Here is a 15,674-nt window from a genome sequence, read left to right as displayed (position 1 = left end):
CGCGGTGGGTCGGCCCCCGACGCGGGAGTCGACGTCGCGCGGGGGCCGGGGGTCCGTCGTGGCCGGCGGCTAGTTGCCGACGCGGCGGCGCAGGTCCTGGAAGGCGGTGTAGTTGGCGATGACCTCGATCCGGCCGGGCGGGGCCATCCGCACCGCCTCGTCCGCGTTCTCGCAGACCCGGAAGTCGAGCCCGGCGACCTCGAGGCGCACCGCGAGGTCCAGCTTGCGGTCGCCGATCACCATGATCGGGTGCCCGGCCAGCCGGGTGTAGTCCACGTCCCACAGCCACGAGGTGTCGGTGCCGTCCGCGCCGCGCGCGTTGACCGACAGGATCACGGGCGTGGGCGGCGGGTCGATCAGCGAGAACGTCTCCAGCCAGCCGGCCGGGTTCTTCGCGAGGAGCAGCCGGAGCTGGCGGTCCATGAAGGTGACGACGTCGTACCGGCCGGCGACCGCCTGCACCGCGTACATCCGCTCCAGCGCGACCTGCGGCGGCACCCCGAACGTGGCGGCGACGGCCGCGGAGGTGGCCGCGTTGGCCTTGTTGGCCCGGCCGGGAAGCTGGAGGTGGATCGGCCACGCGGAACCCTGCGGGTCGAGCACGTAGTCGCCGTTCAGGGCCCAGGTGGGGCGGGGGCGGCGGAAGCCGCAGTCGGCGCAGCCCCAGTCGTCGCCGGGGCGCTGCAGGACGCCACCGCAGGACGGGCAGGACCAGGCGTCGTCCTTCCACTCCTGGCCGGCGGCCACCCACACCACGTTCGGGCTGGACGAGGCCGCCCAGACGATGAGCGGGTCGTCCGCGTTGGCGATGACCGTGGCCTTGCTACCGGCCAGGCCCTCGCGCCACTTCTCGGCGAGCATGCGGGTCTCCGCGGCGCGGTCGAGCTGGTCGCGGGAGAGGTTCAGCAGCGCGATGGCCTTGGGCGTGGTGTCCCGGGCCACGCCGGCCAGGTACTTCTCGTCCACCTCGATGACGCCGTACCGGGCGTCGGAGCCGCCGGCGAGGGCGGAGGTGATGCCGGCGGGCATGTTGGCGCCCAGGGCGTTGGAGACGACCGGTCCGCTGGCGCGCAGCGCCTCGGCGATCAGCCGGGTGGTGGTGGTCTTGCCGTTCGTCGCGGAGACGAGGATCACGTCGAGATGCCGCGCCAGCCGAGCCAGCAGGTCCGGGTCGAGCCGAAGGGAGACCTTCCCCCCGATCACTGACCCGCTGCCGCGACCAGCGACCCGCGACACCGCCGCTGCTGCCCTGCCCGCCGTCACGGCCAGCTTGGCGCGCGGCGGCAGCGGCTCCGTGTTGCCTGCCATCGTCCTTGTTCCTCCTTGCGTCCGGCGCAGTGCCCGCCCCCGGGGCTGCCGGTCAAACGCCCCCTTGATGCCGAATCGCCAGCCGGGAGGCTTCGGTCGGGGTTCAGCCTATCGAGATCCAGACCCTGGCCCGAACCCCGCCACCTGCGCCGGGCTTCCCGGTCCGGTCGCCACAGCCGTGCCGGCCCGGCCGGACCGTACCCTGTTCCGCATGCGAACTGGCGCGATCCCCGGCAGCTCGGGACGGGTGCGGCCCCTCCGGCTGCTCGGCGACCCCCACTTGGCGGCCCCGTGCGCGGAGGTGACGGAGTTCGGCTTCGAGCTCGCCCGCCTGGTGGAGGACATGTACGCGACGATGTACGCGTCGGGGGGCGTCGGCCTCGCGGCCAATCAGATCGGCGTCCCACTACGGGTGTTCGTCTACGACTGCCCCGACGACGAGGATCGCCGTCACCTGGGACACCTCGTCAACCCCCGCCTGGTGCACGCCGACGGGCTGATCTTCCGTGGTCCGGAGGGCTGCCTGTCGCTGCCCGGCATCGAGGCCGGCACGCCCCGCTTCGACCGCGCGGTGGTGGAGGGCGTGAGTATGGACGGCGGTCCGCTGCGCGTCGAGGGCAGCGGCTTCTTCGCGCGCTGCCTGCTGCACGAGTGCGACCACCTGGACGGCAAGCTGTTCACCGACCGGCTTGAGGGCCGCCGCCAGCGCCGGGCGCTGCGCGCGGCGGCCCGGGCCCCGTGGGCGACCGGCTCCAGGGCCTGAGCGGCTGCGACGGGGGAGTGGACGGAGGGGTGGGGCCCGCCGGTCCCGCGTCGCGGAAGGCGCCCCGGGCGGCGGTGGCCTAGAAGGCCGGGCCGCCCTCGCGGTCGCCGGCGTCGGCCAGGCGCCCCCACAGCAGGTCGGTGAGGTGGCTGACGAGTTGCTCGCGGGGGCAGGGCCGGTCACGCAGCCACCAGTCGCCCGCGGCGTGCATCATGCCGACGATGCCGTGCCCCCACACCCGGGCCTTCTCCGCGCCGTCCGGGCCCAGGTCCACCCGCTCGGCCACCACCTGGGCCAGCTCCTCGCCGAGCCGGCGCAGCAGCGGCGCCGCGTGCCGCCCGACGTCGAAGCCCTGCTCGGGTTGGCCCTCGCTCTGGTCGTCGGCCGGGTGCATGAGGAAGCGGTAGACCTGCGGGCGGGCCTCGATCGCGGCGAGGTAGGTGTCCAACGTCGCCTCGACCCGGGCCCGGCGCTGGGCCGGGGCGTCCAGGGCCGCGCGCAGCGCGGCGAGCAGGGCGTCGGTGTGCCGGACGGCGAGGGCGCGGTAGAGGCCGCCCTTGTCGCCGAAGTGTCGGTAGAGGATGGGCTTGGTGATGCCCGCCTCGGCGGCGATGGCGTTCATCGAGGCGCCGGGGCCATCGCGGAGCACGACCCGGTCGGCGGCCTCCAGCAGCTCGCGTCTGCGCTCCTCGTGCGCGCGCTGCTGGCTGTCGCGCTGCGTGGTGTCCATGGTGTGCCTCCCACCCCGGTGTTCCGTGCGGCCCGCGCAACGTAACACCCCATGGCCTGCGGTCCTTCCGGCGACCAGGGAGTTGACAGCCTCTACTGGCGAGTAACAGACTCCTGTTACCGAAGGTAATGAGCGGCTGGAGGGGATCATGCCGGAGTTCTCTTTCGAACTCAACGAGGAGCAGAAGTCCGTACGGGACTGGATTCACGGATTCGCGCAGGACGTGATGCGCCCGGCCGCCGCGGAGTGGGACGAGCGGGAGGAGACCCCCTGGCCGATCATCCAGGAGGCGGCCAAGATCGGCCTGTACTCGCTGGACTTCTACGCCCAGCAGTTCTTCGACCCCACCGGGCTTGGTATCCCGATGACCATGGAGGAGCTCTTCTGGGGCGACGCGGGCATCGCGCTGTCCATCGTGGGCACCGGGCTCGCCGCCGTGGGCGTGCTGGCCAACGGCACCGAGGAGCAGGTCGGCACCTGGGTGCCGCAGATGTACGGCGACGCGAACGACGTGAAGGTCGCCGCCTTCTGCTCGTCCGAGCCCGACGCCGGCTCGGACGTGGCCGCCATGCGCACCCGCGCGGTCTACGACGAGGCCAAGGACGAGTGGGTGCTCAACGGCACCAAGACCTGGGCCACCAACGGCGGCATCGCGAGCGTCCACGTCGTGGTCGCCGTCGTGGACCCGGAACTCGGCTCCAAGGGGCACGCCTCCTTCATCATCCCGCCGGGCACGCCGGGCCTGTCCCAGGGCCAGAAGTTCCAGAAGCACGGCATCCGCGCCTCGCACACCGCCGAGGTGGTGCTGGAGGACGTCCGCGTCCCCGGTGACTGCCTGCTCGGCGGCAAACCCAAGCTGGACGAGCGGCTGGCCCGCGCCCGCGAGCGCGACGCCCTGAGCGCGGCGGGGGCCGAGCGCGTGAAGAACGCGGCCATGGCCACCTTCGAGGCGTCCCGGCCGGCGGTCGGCGCGATGGCCGTCGGTACGGCGCGCGCCGCGTACGAGGAGGCGCTGGAGTACGCGAAGACGCGCACCCAGTTCGGCCGCCCGATCATCGACAACCAGGGCGTGGCCTTCCAACTCGCCGACATGCGCACTCAGATCGACGCCGCCCGGCTGCTGGTCTGGCGGGCCTCGTGGATGGCGGCGGCCGGTCGGCCGTTCACCGCCGCCGAGGGCTCGATGTCCAAGCTGTACGCCAGCGAGACGGCCAAGAAGGTCACGGCCCAGGCCATACAGATCCTCGGCGGTAACGGCTACACCCGCGAGTACCCGGTCGAGCGCATGCACCGGGACAGCGCCATCTACACCATCTTCGAGGGGACCAGCGAGATCCAGCGCCTGGTGATCGCCCGCACCCTGTCCGGGATGCCCATTCGCTGACCGCGCGCCCGACCGCGCGGTGGCCGCGCCAGGCCGCCGCGCGCCGCGACGCCCTTGCCGGGCGGCGCCCCACCACGGGGCGCCGCCCGGCGTCGTCGTGCCCGCCCGCGCCCGGCCGCCGCGCCGGCACGGGCGCACGCGGCCCCGCCCTCACCCGAATGGAGTACGTCCGGAATTCCCGGGTGAGGCCGGCAGAGCGCGCTCGTGCGGGCCCGGGACCGGTTCCGGGCCGGCTCCGCCGGCGGCGACGAGGGGCGCCTGCGGTCGCCGTGTGCTTGCGGGACGCGCGCAATGGAAGACGGAGCACGCCCAGCCGTGTCGGCGCGTGCTACGCGCGAAAGGAGACAGTGGCGATGACTGCACCCCAGGGCGACACCCCGCAGGAGCTGTCAGGCATGCACGTGGTCGACCCGGATGGCCAGAAAGTCGGGTCGGTGCAGCAGGTGTACAGCGACGACATCACTGGCGTACCGGAATGGATAACCGTTCGCACCGGGCTGTTCGGCATGAAGGAGACCTTCGTCCCCCTCGCCGGCGCCCAGCACTCGGGTGGTGACCTGCGCGTTCCGTACAGCAAGGAGGAGATCAAGGACGCTCCGCGGATCGACGCCGCAGGACACCTCTCCCCGGAGGAGGAGACGGAGCTCTACCGGCACTACGGCCTGCGCCAGCCCGGTCGGCGGACGATGGGGCGCGGGCAGGGAACGGACGCGACGGCCGGCGGCGACGCGAACACCACGCGCGGGGGCATGGCGGGCGCGGCTGGCGGCGCGGCGGGCGGCGGAGCCGCGGGGTACGCCGCGGGCCGCGAGTCCGGTCAGCGCACCGAGGCCGGGGGACCCAAGCTGGTCGGCGCGGGCGCCGGGCGCGGCGCCGACGTGGGCGACGCGTCGGCCAAGGAGACCCGCGAGATGGCGGCCGAGCGCATGACCAAGCAGGGCCGTGGGAAGCATGCCGACCGGGCGGCCAAGGAGGGCGTCCAGGAGATGATCCTCTCCGAGGAGCAGGTCCGGATCGGCACCGAGGAACACGAGACGGGACGCGCCCGGCTGCGCAAGCACGTGGTCACCGAGGACGTGACCCGCACCGTGCCCGTCAGCCACGAGGAAGTGCACCTCACGCGCGAGCCGATCACGGCGGACGACATGCGGCGACAGAGCCGCGACGCGCGGATCGAGGACGGTGAGGTGGAGGTCACCCTGCACGCGGAGCGCGCCGTCGTCCGCAAGGAGACCGTGCCGGTCGAGCGCGTACGGCTGGAGACCGAGCGGGTGACCGAGCAGGAGGAGATCTCGGCGCGGGTACGCAAGGAGCGCGTGGAGTACGAGGGCGCCGAGGGGGACGAGGGCGCCGCTGGCGAACGAGGTCGCCGCGGTGGCGCAGGCGGCAGGAAGGGGCCCGAGGACGTGCGCTGACCCCGCGGTCACACCGCCCGTCACACCGCCCCGTCACACCGACCGCCGACAGAGCGGTCCGCCACGGAGCGCGACAGGGCCAGACAAGCCAGAGCCCATCAGGCCAGCCCAGGCCGTGCCAGACCGGAGCAGGTCACGCCCGGGCGAGCCGCCCCACCGGGACGACGTGGTCCCCGCCGCATCCGACAGCGGCGGGGACCACGTCGTACCCGCGCGCGGGCGCTCGCCCGCTACGTCTCGGGCAGCCGCCCGCGCCGCGCCGCGTCGCTCAGCGGCGCGAGCGGATCGTCGCCCCGCTCCTCGACGCGCGCCAGCGCCTCCTCCGGGCCGAAGGCCAGGTCGGCCGGGTGCGCGCACGCGGCGACCTCGTCCCAGTCGACCGGCGTCGCCACGCCGGGACGCTCGCGGATACGCAGCGTGTACGGGGCGGCCGTGGTCTTCGCCGAGGCGTTCTGGGACCAGTCGATGAACACCTTGCCGTGCCGCGCGGCGCGCGACATCGTCGCCACCGCGAGGTCGGGCAACTCCGCCCGCATCCGCACCGCCAACCGCTTGGCGTAGGCCACCGCGGTCTCGGCGGGGGCGGGCTCCACCGCCACGTACAGGTGCAGGCCCTTGGAGCCGGAGGTGACCGCGCAGGCCGTCAGACCGTCGGCGGCGAGCGCGGCGCGCAGCGGGAGCGCCACCCGGCAGCAGTCGGTGACGTCGGCGCCGGGCCCCGGGTCGAGGTCGAAGACGACCCGGTCGTGCACCGCCGGCCCGGCGCCGGCCCGCCACTGCGGCACGTGCACCTCGTACGCCCCGAGGTTGGCCATCGCCACCAGCGTCGCGGTCGAGTCGACGACGACGTGCGGGGCCGGTTCCCCCTTGCCGGGCACGGAGGTGAGGGTGACCCACTCGGGGCAGCCGGGGGGCGGGTTCTTGGCGTACCAGCGCTCGCCGTCCACGCCGTCCGGGGCGCGGACGAACGAGGCCGCCCGGTCGGTGGTGTGCGGCACCATCAGCGGGGCGATGCGCGCGTAGTAGTGCAGGAGCTCGGCCTTGGTGTGCTCCGACTCGGGGAAGAGCGTCTTGCGCAGGTGGGTCAGGGCCAGTTGGTGGCCGTCCACCCGCACGGCCTGTCGGTCGGGGGCTGCGGACATGACACGGACGATGCCACGCGCCCGGCGTGCGCGCGCGGGCGGCGCGGCGGGCCGGCCCGAGCCCGGCGCGCGGTTCGCCCGGCTGCGCGGCCCGTGGTGAGGGAGCGCCGCCGACACCCCGCGCGCGGGGCCGGCCCCACGTGCGCGACGCGCCGTGGCGGGCGCCCGTGGCGGGTGCGCGCGGCGGGCGCGGGAGGCGCGCGCGGGGGAGTAGGGGCAGGGCGGAAGACGGGGCGCTCGGGCGGGGCGAGGGGGTCGAACCGGGGCCGGAACCCAGCGTTCCTCCGGTGACCGTAGGTCATATAACGTTAAAGAAATCGCTCTGACCACGTGCGTCCCAGGAGGCAACCATGGGCACACGGCGCACCACGCTGCCCGGTGTCGGTACCCAGTACGACTTCACGACGCACGCCGGACAGCACCTGTCCGTCGTCGTCCACCACGACGGCCGTCGCTTCATCGGCTTCTACTCCCAGGACGACCCCGACTCCTGTCAGGTGTCCATCTGCCTCGCGCCCGAGGAGGCGACCGCGGTCGCCCACCTCATCGACCCGGCGCCCATCGCCGCCGTCCGCACCGACGGCATCGACCTGGTCACCGAGCACATACCGGTCGGCAGCAGGTCCCCGTACGCGGGACGGCTGCTCGGCGACACCGGCGCCAGGACCCGTACCGGCGCGTCCATCGTCGCGGTGTTGCGCCGCACCAGTGCGCACCCCTCGCCCGGCCCCGACTTCCGGTTCGCCATCGGCGACACGCTCGTCGCGGTCGGCACCCGAGAGGGCGTCGACGCGCTCTCCACCATCATCGCGGAGGGCTGAACCAGCGTGCATGACACCACCACACTCCTCATAGAGCTCGGGGCCGTCATCCTGGGCCTCGGGCTCATCGGGCGTCTGGCACTGCGCTTCGGCCTGTCACCGATACCGCTCTACCTGCTGGCCGGCCTCGCCTTCGGGCAGGGCGGGCTGCTCCCGCTCAAGGCCAGCGAGGAGTTCGTCGGCGTCGGCGCTGAGATTGGCGTGATACTGCTGCTGCTCCTGCTCGGTCTGGAGTACAGCGCGTCAGAACTCGTCACCAGCCTCAAGACCCAGTACCCGTCCGGAGTGGTGGACTTCGTCCTCAACGCCGTCCCGGGCGCCGTGGCCGCCCTGCTCCTGGGCTGGGGCCCGGTCGGCGCCGTCGCCCTCGCCGGCGTCACCTGGATCTCCTCGTCGGGCGTCATCGCCAAGGTCCTCACCGACCTCGGACGCCTGGGCAACCGTGAGACGCCGGTCATCCTGAGCGTCCTGGTCATCGAGGACCTGTCGATGGCCGTCTACCTGCCGCTGCTCACCGCGCTGGTGGCCGGCGCCGGGCTCGCGGGCGGCAGCCTGACCCTGCTCATCGCGCTCGGCACCGTCGGCATCGTGCTCTACCTCGCCCTGCGGCACGGCCGGTTGATCAGCCGGGCCGTCTCGTCGGACAACCCCGAGATGCTGCTGCTCGTCGTGCTGGGCCTGACCCTGCTGGTCGCCGGCGTCGCCCAGGAACTCCAGGTCTCCGCGGCGGTGGGGGCGTTCCTGGTGGGCATCGCGCTCTCCGGCGAGGTGGCCGAGGGCGCGGAGCGGTTGCTGACGCCGCTACGCGACCTGTTCGCGGCCGTCTTCTTCGTCTTCTTCGGCCTGTCCACCGACCCGACCGAGATCCCGCCCGTGCTGGTGCCCGCGCTGCTGCTCGCGGCGGTCACCACGGTGTCCAAGATCGGCACCGGCTGGTACGCGGCGCGCCGCGCCGGCATCGGACCGCGCGGGCGGCTGCGCGCCGGTGGCACGCTCGTCGCGCGCGGCGAGTTCTCCATCGTCATCGCCGGGCTCGCGGTCAGCACGGAGCCAAGGATCGGGCCCATCGCCACGGCGTACGTGCTGATCCTGGTCATCGTCGGCCCGCTCGCCGCCCGCTACACCGAGCCCGTCGTACGCCGGCTGAACGAGCGCCGCACCGGCGGCTCCGCCGCCCGAGCGGCCCGCGCCGGCTCGCCGAGCGAGACCCCGCCCCACTCCATCGAGCGTGAACCGGCGGGCGGGGCCACTACCGCCACCGACGCTCCGGCGCCGTCTCCGGAAGGTCCGGCCGAGGCCGCCGCGCCCGGCCCCGGCGCGTCAGCGGCACGGCTCCCCGAGGCCGAGCCGGACGCCGGAACGGCCCCGGAGGACGAGTCGGGGCTGTCCACCCACCGCGGCGGCAAGCCGCTCCCGTAGGGGCGTTCGGACGCGGGGCGATCCCGCCGCCCTGAGCCGCGACCGGCCACGAAGGCCGTGCGGCCAGCCCCCGGTCGAGGGGCAGCGGGCGGCGGGTCAGCTCCGCGCCGCCGGCTTCCAGTCCTCGGCGAGAAGGCCGAGCACCACCTCGTCCAGGAACTCGCCGAGGACCCAGGACGAGGAGCGCAGCACGCCCTCGCGGACGAAGCCGTTGCGTGTCGCGGAGCGCAGCATCGCCGCGTTGTCCGCCAGCGTCTCGATCTGGAGCCGGTGCAGGCCGCGTACGACGAAGCCGTAGTGGCACAGCACGGCGACCACGTCGGTGCCGTACCCCTTGCCACGGGCGGCCGGCAGCAGGCCCAGCCCTATGTGCGCGGAGCGGTTGTGCGTGTCGATGCCCCACAGGGTGGCCATGCCGACCAACGTGCCGCTCGCCAGGTCCACCACGGAGAACGGGACGTGCCCCTGCTCCGTGTCGTCCGTCACGAGCCGCGGGTCCTTCGTGCCGGGCGTCACCGGCCGCCACGGCCCGCCCTCGGCCCGCGAGCCGTTGACCACGTCGTCGTAGAGCTCGGCCCGCAGGACCGGGATGTCGTCCTCGTGGCGGGCGCGCAGCCCGACCGTGTTGCCTTTGAGCATGGACGCCTTCCTATCCGGCCGGGCTGGCTGACGGCAACCCCATTAGCGATCGTCCGCATGAAAGATCGTCCGCGCCGTCGTGCGAGGTGGGCGCGGTGTTCGGGCCTAAGGGCGCCGGCTGCGTGAGTGGCCGGGGTCAGGCCGCGTACGTAGCCCCGCCGGGCCCGGCGGGGCTACGTACCCGAAGAACGCGCCGCGAGCGTGACGGTCCGACGGTCGTGCGCGCGGCCGTGGCCGCCTCCCGTTCGCCGGGGCGGGCACGGTCGCGTGGTGGTCAGACCTTGCGCCAGCCGGGGACCCAGGCGCCGTCCTCGACGGTGTAGTCGCCGAACAGCGCCGGCGCCTCCCGGGTCAGCAACTCGCCGACCTTGCCGAACAGCAGCCGGATCTCCTCCTCGGCGCCCGGCGCCGTCCGGCTCTCGATGACGTGCCGCAGGGTGCGCACATTGGCGGTCCACACCAGGCCGGTGGCCACCCCCTCCGGAGCGAACCGGCGCATGAACGAGGTCTTGGCCTTCTTCTCCGCGAACGGCACGCCCTCCTCGTCAAGCCCGAAGTGGCCGGCCATCCACTGCTGGAACTCCTCCATCCGCCCGAGCAGTTCCGTGGCCCGCTCCATCAGCTCCGGGTCGCCCTCGGCCCACCGCGGGAACCAGAACGGCAGGTCGTCCAGGCGCACGAAGCGCAGCGACTCCTGGGAGACGGCGGTGCCCGCGCGGTGGCGCACCAGCTCGTGCGTGGCGACCCGGCTCACGTGGTGCAGCACCAGGGTGAAGCTCACGTGCTCAAGGACGGAGCCGTGCGCGCTGGCCAGGATGTTGCGCAGGTACTTCTCCTGGTCGGTGCGGATGCGGGTGACGTTGGGGTTCAGGCCCGGCTCCCAGGAGCGGTAGCAGACCCGGCCGGCGAACTCCGCCAGGTTCTGCGCGTCGTCCAACTCGCCCCGGTCGACGCGCTCCAGCCACTTCTCGCCGCCCACCTCGGCGAGGTACGCGGCGACCTCGTCGTAGTCCAACTGGGGGCGGGCGATGAGGCGGACCTCGGGTTCCACGCGACGCAACGTGACCATCCTTCGTAGCTTCGAGCACATGCGCTGGCCGAGTCTGCCACGTCCACCCACCCGCGCCGCCGCGCGGTCCCGCGGGCCCGGGCCAGCGGGCCGGGTGTCCTCGCCGCCCGCGCCGCGCACCGCGCGACCAGCGGCGCCGGCGCGCGAGCGCCCCCGGGCCGGCCCGCGCCTAGGGACGTCAGATGCCGCGTTCGATCATGTCGATGACGTGCTGGACCGCGTCGTGGGCCTGGGTGGAAGGGAGGCCGCGCAGGGGACCGTCGATGAGGAGGATCGCGAGCCCGTGGACGGCGGACCAGGCGAGGAACTCGGCCCCCGGGCGCCGGTCCGCGGCCAGGAGCCCGGCGTCCACGAGGCCGTCGAGGGCCTCGCCGAGCAGTTCGAAGGGGGTCTTGCCGGTGGCGCCCGCGGCGGTGTCGTCGGCGGCGTGGGTCATGTCGCCGGGGACGTGGAAGGCCGCGCGGAACAGTCCGGGTTCCTCCCGGGCGTAGCGGAGGTATCCGGTGCCGACGGCACGGAAGCGGGCCCGGGCGGCGGCCGCCGGGTTCTCGGTCGGCGGCACGGCGGCCTGCTCGGCCTCCATGGTGCGGGCGACCTGGGCCATGGCCGCCTGGGAGACGGCGTGCAACAGGGCGTCGCGGTCGGCGAAGTGGCGGTAGGCGGCGTTGGGGACGACCCCGGCCTGTCGGGTGGCGGCGCGCAGCACCACGGCCTCCGGACCGCCCTGGCGGGCGAGTTCGAGGGCGGCCTCGATCAGGGCGTTACGCAGGTCGCCATGGCGGTAGGTGTCCCGCTTGGGCTTTCCGTTCCCGGCCGGGGACATGCCCGCCACCTCCAATGTGGACAGCATCCACTTAGGCCGTCTAGGCTCTCACGTGATCACTCGGGGGGCGCGGACCGCTGTTCCCTCCGAATGTGGACATCGTACACACGGGCGGTCGACGGCCGTCCGGACGCCTGTCGCCAAGGGGGCCCGGGACGCATGGGCAAGATCACACACTTCGTGCACCAGTCACTGGACGGCTTCATCGAGGGCCCGAACGGGGAGTTCGACTGGCCCCGTATGGACCGCGAACTGTCCGCCTACTCGCAGTTCCTCACCGACAGCGCCGACATCTTCCTGTACGGCCGCGTGGTGTGGGAGATGATGTCGGGATACTGGCCCCGCGCCGAGGAGTTCTCCACCCACGAGCACGACCTCGCGTTCGCGCCCGTCTGGCGCGAGGCGTCCAAGGTCGTCGTCTCCTCGACGCTGACCGAGGCCGACTGGAACACCCGCGTCATCCGCACCGATGTCGTCGAGGAGTTGACCGCCTGCAAGGACGGCGGGGCGCACCTGGTGCTGTTCGGGGGCTCCACGCTGGCCGGTTTCCTCACCGAACACCAACTGATCGACGAGTACCAGATCTTCGTCCACCCCGTCCTGCTCGGCGGCGGCAAGCCCGTCTTCACCCCCCAGCAGCGCGTCGACCTGTCCCTGGTCGAGACCGCGACCTTCGACTCCCAGGTGGTCCTGCTGCGCCACGCGCGCACCGCCCAGGCCGCCTGACCCCACCAGCACCCACCACCCCACACAACGGAGACCACCGTGGCCACACCCGTGAAGGGCCCCGCGAGCTACTTCCCCTCCATCGAGAAGAAGTACGGCCGCCCGATCGCCGAGTGGAAGGACCTCATCCACGCCTCGCCGCTGACCAAGCACATGGAGCTCGTGACGTGGCTCAAGACCGAACACGGCCTGGGCCACGGCCACGCCAACGCCCTGGTCGCCCACACCCTCGCCGAGGCGGGCGGCAAGTGACCCTCTCCCCGGGGGCCCGGACAGCCCGGGCCCCCGGGGAGAAGTCCGCGGCGGTCAGCGCACGGTGCCCGCCGCCACCGTGACCACCGCGCGCACCTGGTCCGTGATGGCCTGCCGGGCGCGTACGAACTCCGGGTCGGTGACGGTGCCGGTGGCCGGGTCGGTGTTGCCCGGGCCGAACGCCAGGACCGGGGTGTGCAGGTGGCCGCCCGGCGCGTCGAGGCCGACCGCGTCGCGCAGCAGCGTCGCCCGGTAGGCGATCTCGTTGGACAGGTAGTCACCGCCGCCGCCCGCGCGCGCCGCCGAGCCGGGCGTCGGCCCGTCGGGCCGCTCCACCGGCTTGTCGCCGCCGGCCGGGATCTCGGTCACGGCCGTGTTGTCCCGCACCGGGAACGGGCCGGTCCCGGCCTCGACGATCCGCTCGTACGGCAGCGAGGTCGTCGTCCACTGCGGCTGCTCGGTCGGCGTCGGCAGACCCGGGGGTATGGGCACCAGGCCGGTGCGGGAGACGTTCGCGTTGTCGCCGTAGCCGCCGCGCCAGGCCCCGTTGGTGCGCTCCACGTCGAAGCGTCCTGGGCGGCCCTGGCTGATGGTGGTGAACAGGTCCACCTGGCGCGGGCCCGGCCTGAAGTGCGGCAGCAGCGCGCGTTCGACCACGCCGGACGCGAACTCGTCCCAGCGCACGGGGAAGACGGCCGTCTCGATCCGCGCGGGGCCCGAGGCGGTGCGGATCGTGGTGCCGTCCAGCGCCAGCGCCGCCGCGCCGGACGGGTTGCTGCGCCGGGGGTCGGCGTCGAGCTGGAACGGGTCGAACCCGGTCACCACGATCCGCTTGACGCCCTTGCCCGCCGGCAGCCGCAGCGTGTCCTGCCCGCGCGAGGAGCGCTCCAGGTGGGCCCGCAGCGCGGCCCGTCGCGCGTCGGACACCGGGAAGGCCGGCCGCCACTCGGTCAGGGCCCGCGTCATGCCAAGGCGTGCCCAGTACAGCGGGCGGTCGTCGTCCCGGCTGAGGTCGCCGCCCGCGGGCCCGCGCCCCTGCGCCCGGTCCACCGCCCGCTCCCACAGGCGCTGCCCGTGCTGGGCCACCACCCGCTGGGCCGCGGCCGGCGAACGCGCGCCCGCCAGCGCGCGGGCGAAGCGCGGCGCCACGTCGTCGAACCCGCCGCGCCGCAGGATCTCGCGCGGCACCGGCAGGTCGAGCCGCCGTTCCTCGACGGTGGGCCCGTCGGCGCGGGTGCTGCCGGTGTCCGCCGCCGGGGCGGCGGCGGACACCGGGGCGGCGATGGCCAACGGCGCGACGACGGCCACGGCGGTGGCGAGCCAACCCAGACGGGTGCGGAGGGATCTCATACGCGGTCCTTCGGTACGGGGGGTGGCGACGGCGCCCGGCAGGCGGGCGGTCCCGTCTGCCTGACGCACCCCGCGCGGTCGCGCTCGGCGAGCCGCGCGGCGTGCCCGCCATCGAACCCGACCGCCGCCCATCGCACCACCCCCCGCCTGCCACGCGTTTCCGGCGGCGACCGCCGACCCGTGCCGGGGCCACCCACCGCCGTGCGGGAGACTGCCCGGGCAGGGCCGCCGGTCGTCTCGTACCCGGCGGCGTCACCGACGACCGTACGGAGCCGACCGTGCCGACCGCGCCCGAATCCCCGTGGCTGCGCCGCCCAGCGCCCCGCCCCGCCGCCACCACGACCGTGCTGTGCCTGCCGCACGCGGGCGGCAACGCCGGGTTCTTCACGCCCTGGGCGCGCCTGCTGCCGCCGGAGCTCGAACTGCTCGCGGTGCAGTACCCGGGCCGTCAGGACCGCCTCCTGGAGGAGCCGTTGGTCGAGATGGCCGCGCTCGCCGACGCGCTGACCGCCGAGATCCTGCGCACCCCGCTGCTCGGCGAACGCCGCCTGGTGCTCTTCGGGCACAGCATGGGCGCCTCCGTCGCCTGGGAGGTGGCGCTGCGCCTGGAGCGGGGCCGCGGCCCGCGCTCGCGCCGGCTGTACGTCTCCGGCCGGCCGGGCCCGCGCCACCAGCACCCCGCCGACACCTACCGGCTGGGCGAGCGGGAGTTCACCGACGAGCTGCGCCGACTCGGCGGCACCAACGAGGAACTCCTGGCCGACCCGGAGATGCGCGAGCTGCTGCTGCCCGCGATCCGCGCCGACTACCAGATCGTCGGCACCTACGCCCCGGACCTCGACGCCCGGGTGAGCTGCCCCATCGAGGCGTTCACCGGCGACGCGGACCCGGAGGCCACGCCGGACGCGGTCGCCGACTGGGCCTCGGCCACCAGCGGCGACTTCTCCCTGACGGTGCTCCCCGGCGACCACTTCTTCCTCTGGCCGCAGGGGGAGCGGATGGTCGCGGCGCTGGGCGCGTCGGCGCTGCCGGCCCCACCGCGCTGACGACGGCGGGCGGCCCCGTACGCGCCGCGCAGCGCGTCAGCACGCCGAGCCCGCACGCGGTCTACCCACAGCCCAGGGCCAGGGACGTGGGGCGGTGCTCAGCACGGGACATCCCGCCAGCATGGCGAAGCCGATGAAAGGGGGCGATCGCCGCGTGGTACGGCTCGCCGACGGCGCCCCCTGTGCGCCCCCAGGGCCGAGTGCCGCGCCCCGACTCCTCCTCGACCTGGAAATCATTCCCACCTACCGTGGGGCGAGTTGGGGGCTTCGGCCGCGTTGACCACGTGAGCGACGCGGTGGCCGTCGTACCGGAGGGCGGGCGACCATGAGCGGCGGACGGTCGAGGAGGGCGGCGCGAGCGGACGGCGTCGCGCCCGGGCGCCACACGCCGCAGCGGGCCGCCGTGCTACGGGCCATCGCCGCATCGGCACGGTTCCTTTCGGCCCAGGAACTGCACGCCCGACTGGTCGCCGACGGCGTGTCCATCGGGCTGACCACCGTCTACCGCAGCGTGCAGGCCCTGGCTCGCGGCGGGTTGCTGGACGTCGTGCACGACGCGGCCGGGGGCCGCAGGTACCGCCACCGCCCCGCCGCCGGGCACCGGCACTACGTGCTCTGCCGCCACTGCGGCCACAGCCAGCCGGTCGACGCCGACGTGGTGGAGGAGTGGGCGGACGGCGTGGCCGGGCGCACCGGGTTCTCGGCGGTGGAACACACCCTGGAACTCACCGGGCTGTGCCCCACCTGCACGACCGCGAGTTGAGGCCACGCCCCGGCCCGGGCGCCC

General features: G+C 74.2%; 16 protein-coding genes. 9 read left to right on the top strand and 7 right to left on the bottom strand.

The features are described from left to right. Positions 1 to 69: 69 nt before the first annotated feature. Complete coding sequence (locus tag H7H31_RS01175; RefSeq protein WP_176165570.1) at positions 70 to 1,308, bottom strand: Mur ligase family protein; 1,239 nt, start codon at positions 1,306 to 1,308, stop codon at positions 70 to 72. Positions 1,309 to 1,519: 211 nt separating this feature from the next. Between H7H31_RS01175 and def the strand changes: the two genes are divergently transcribed. Then, positions 1,520 to 2,071 (top strand): peptide deformylase, encoded by a 552-nt coding sequence (def, locus tag H7H31_RS01170; protein ID WP_187061665.1) that lies wholly within the window; start codon positions 1,520 to 1,522, stop codon positions 2,069 to 2,071. Between the two features lie 79 nt (positions 2,072 to 2,150). Here the strand turns inward: def and H7H31_RS01165 are convergent, their stop codons facing one another. After that, positions 2,151 to 2,801 (bottom strand): TetR family transcriptional regulator, encoded by a 651-nt coding sequence (locus H7H31_RS01165; protein ID WP_187061664.1) that lies wholly within the window; start codon positions 2,799 to 2,801, stop codon positions 2,151 to 2,153. A 148-nt stretch (positions 2,802 to 2,949) separates the two neighbouring features. Between H7H31_RS01165 and H7H31_RS01160 the strand changes: the two genes are divergently transcribed. Together H7H31_RS01160 and H7H31_RS01155 are read left to right on the top strand one after the other, a co-directional pair. Then, a complete protein-coding gene (locus tag H7H31_RS01160; RefSeq protein WP_187061663.1) occupies positions 2,950 to 4,185 on the top strand; it encodes an acyl-CoA dehydrogenase family protein in 1,236 nt (411 codons plus the stop codon). 353 nt (positions 4,186 to 4,538) lie between these two features. Then, positions 4,539 to 5,600 (top strand): PRC and DUF2382 domain-containing protein, encoded by a 1,062-nt coding sequence (locus H7H31_RS01155; RefSeq protein ID WP_187061662.1) that lies wholly within the window; start codon positions 4,539 to 4,541, stop codon positions 5,598 to 5,600. A 230-nt stretch (positions 5,601 to 5,830) separates the two neighbouring features. Here the strand turns inward: H7H31_RS01155 and ligD are convergent, their stop codons facing one another. Continuing rightward, positions 5,831 to 6,742, bottom strand: coding sequence for a non-homologous end-joining DNA ligase (ligD, locus tag H7H31_RS01150; RefSeq protein ID WP_187061661.1), 912 nt, complete (start codon positions 6,740 to 6,742; stop codon positions 5,831 to 5,833). 350 nt (positions 6,743 to 7,092) lie between these two features. Between ligD and H7H31_RS01145 the strand changes: the two genes are divergently transcribed. Both H7H31_RS01145 and H7H31_RS01140 read left to right on the top strand, forming a co-directional pair. Next, entirely contained in the window at positions 7,093 to 7,563 is a 471-nt protein-coding gene (locus tag H7H31_RS01145; protein ID WP_187065177.1) for a cation:proton antiporter regulatory subunit, read from the top strand. A 6-nt stretch (positions 7,564 to 7,569) separates the two neighbouring features. After that, positions 7,570 to 8,982: a cation:proton antiporter gene (locus H7H31_RS01140; RefSeq protein WP_232109628.1), complete on the top strand. Its 1,413-nt coding sequence runs from the start codon at positions 7,570 to 7,572 to the stop codon at positions 8,980 to 8,982. A 96-nt stretch (positions 8,983 to 9,078) separates the two neighbouring features. Here H7H31_RS01140 and H7H31_RS01135 read toward each other — a convergent pair whose 3' ends face one another. From H7H31_RS01135 to H7H31_RS01125, 3 genes are all read right to left on the bottom strand, one after another. Then, positions 9,079 to 9,621 carry a GNAT family N-acetyltransferase gene (locus H7H31_RS01135; RefSeq protein WP_187065176.1) on the bottom strand — a complete coding sequence of 181 codons (543 nt, stop codon included), beginning with the start codon at positions 9,619 to 9,621 and terminating at the stop codon, positions 9,079 to 9,081. A 274-nt stretch (positions 9,622 to 9,895) separates the two neighbouring features. Further along, positions 9,896 to 10,672, bottom strand: a complete 777-nt coding sequence (thyX, locus tag H7H31_RS01130; protein ID WP_232109627.1) for an FAD-dependent thymidylate synthase — start codon at positions 10,670 to 10,672, stop codon at positions 9,896 to 9,898. Between the two features lie 196 nt (positions 10,673 to 10,868). Continuing rightward, the gene (locus tag H7H31_RS01125) at positions 10,869 to 11,540 is read right to left on the bottom strand and encodes a TetR/AcrR family transcriptional regulator (RefSeq protein ID WP_232109626.1); all 672 of its coding nucleotides are present in this window, start codon (positions 11,538 to 11,540) and stop codon (positions 10,869 to 10,871) included. A 132-nt stretch (positions 11,541 to 11,672) separates the two neighbouring features. On the opposite strand from H7H31_RS01125, the gene H7H31_RS01120 reads away from it, so the two are divergent. Beyond that, positions 11,673 to 12,239, top strand: coding sequence for a dihydrofolate reductase family protein (locus H7H31_RS01120; protein WP_187065175.1), 567 nt, complete (start codon positions 11,673 to 11,675; stop codon positions 12,237 to 12,239). A gap of 39 nt (positions 12,240 to 12,278) precedes the next feature. Next, the gene (locus H7H31_RS01115) at positions 12,279 to 12,491 is read left to right on the top strand and encodes a DUF4287 domain-containing protein (protein WP_187065174.1); all 213 of its coding nucleotides are present in this window, start codon (positions 12,279 to 12,281) and stop codon (positions 12,489 to 12,491) included. A 54-nt stretch (positions 12,492 to 12,545) separates the two neighbouring features. On the opposite strand, the gene H7H31_RS01110 is transcribed toward H7H31_RS01115, so the two are convergent. Continuing rightward, positions 12,546 to 13,841 carry a C15 family peptidase gene (locus tag H7H31_RS01110; RefSeq protein ID WP_187065173.1) on the bottom strand — a complete coding sequence of 432 codons (1,296 nt, stop codon included), beginning with the start codon at positions 13,839 to 13,841 and terminating at the stop codon, positions 12,546 to 12,548. A 278-nt stretch (positions 13,842 to 14,119) separates the two neighbouring features. Between H7H31_RS01110 and H7H31_RS01105 the strand changes: the two genes are divergently transcribed. Then, on the top strand, positions 14,120 to 14,887 hold the full coding sequence (locus H7H31_RS01105) for a thioesterase II family protein (RefSeq protein ID WP_187065172.1): 768 nt from the start codon (positions 14,120 to 14,122) through the stop codon (positions 14,885 to 14,887). A gap of 325 nt (positions 14,888 to 15,212) precedes the next feature. Next, entirely contained in the window at positions 15,213 to 15,650 is a 438-nt protein-coding gene (locus H7H31_RS01100) for a Fur family transcriptional regulator (RefSeq protein ID WP_187065171.1), read from the top strand. The last annotated feature ends 24 nt before the right edge of the window (positions 15,651 to 15,674 follow it).

Origin of the sequence: Streptomyces buecherae (genome assembly GCF_014295035.1) — a bacterium.
GTDB lineage: Bacteria > Actinomycetota > Actinomycetes > Streptomycetales > Streptomycetaceae > Streptomyces > Streptomyces youssoufiensis.
The sequence above is the reverse complement of the archived record's forward strand: the minus strand, read 5'-3'. Positions and strand labels throughout refer to the sequence as shown.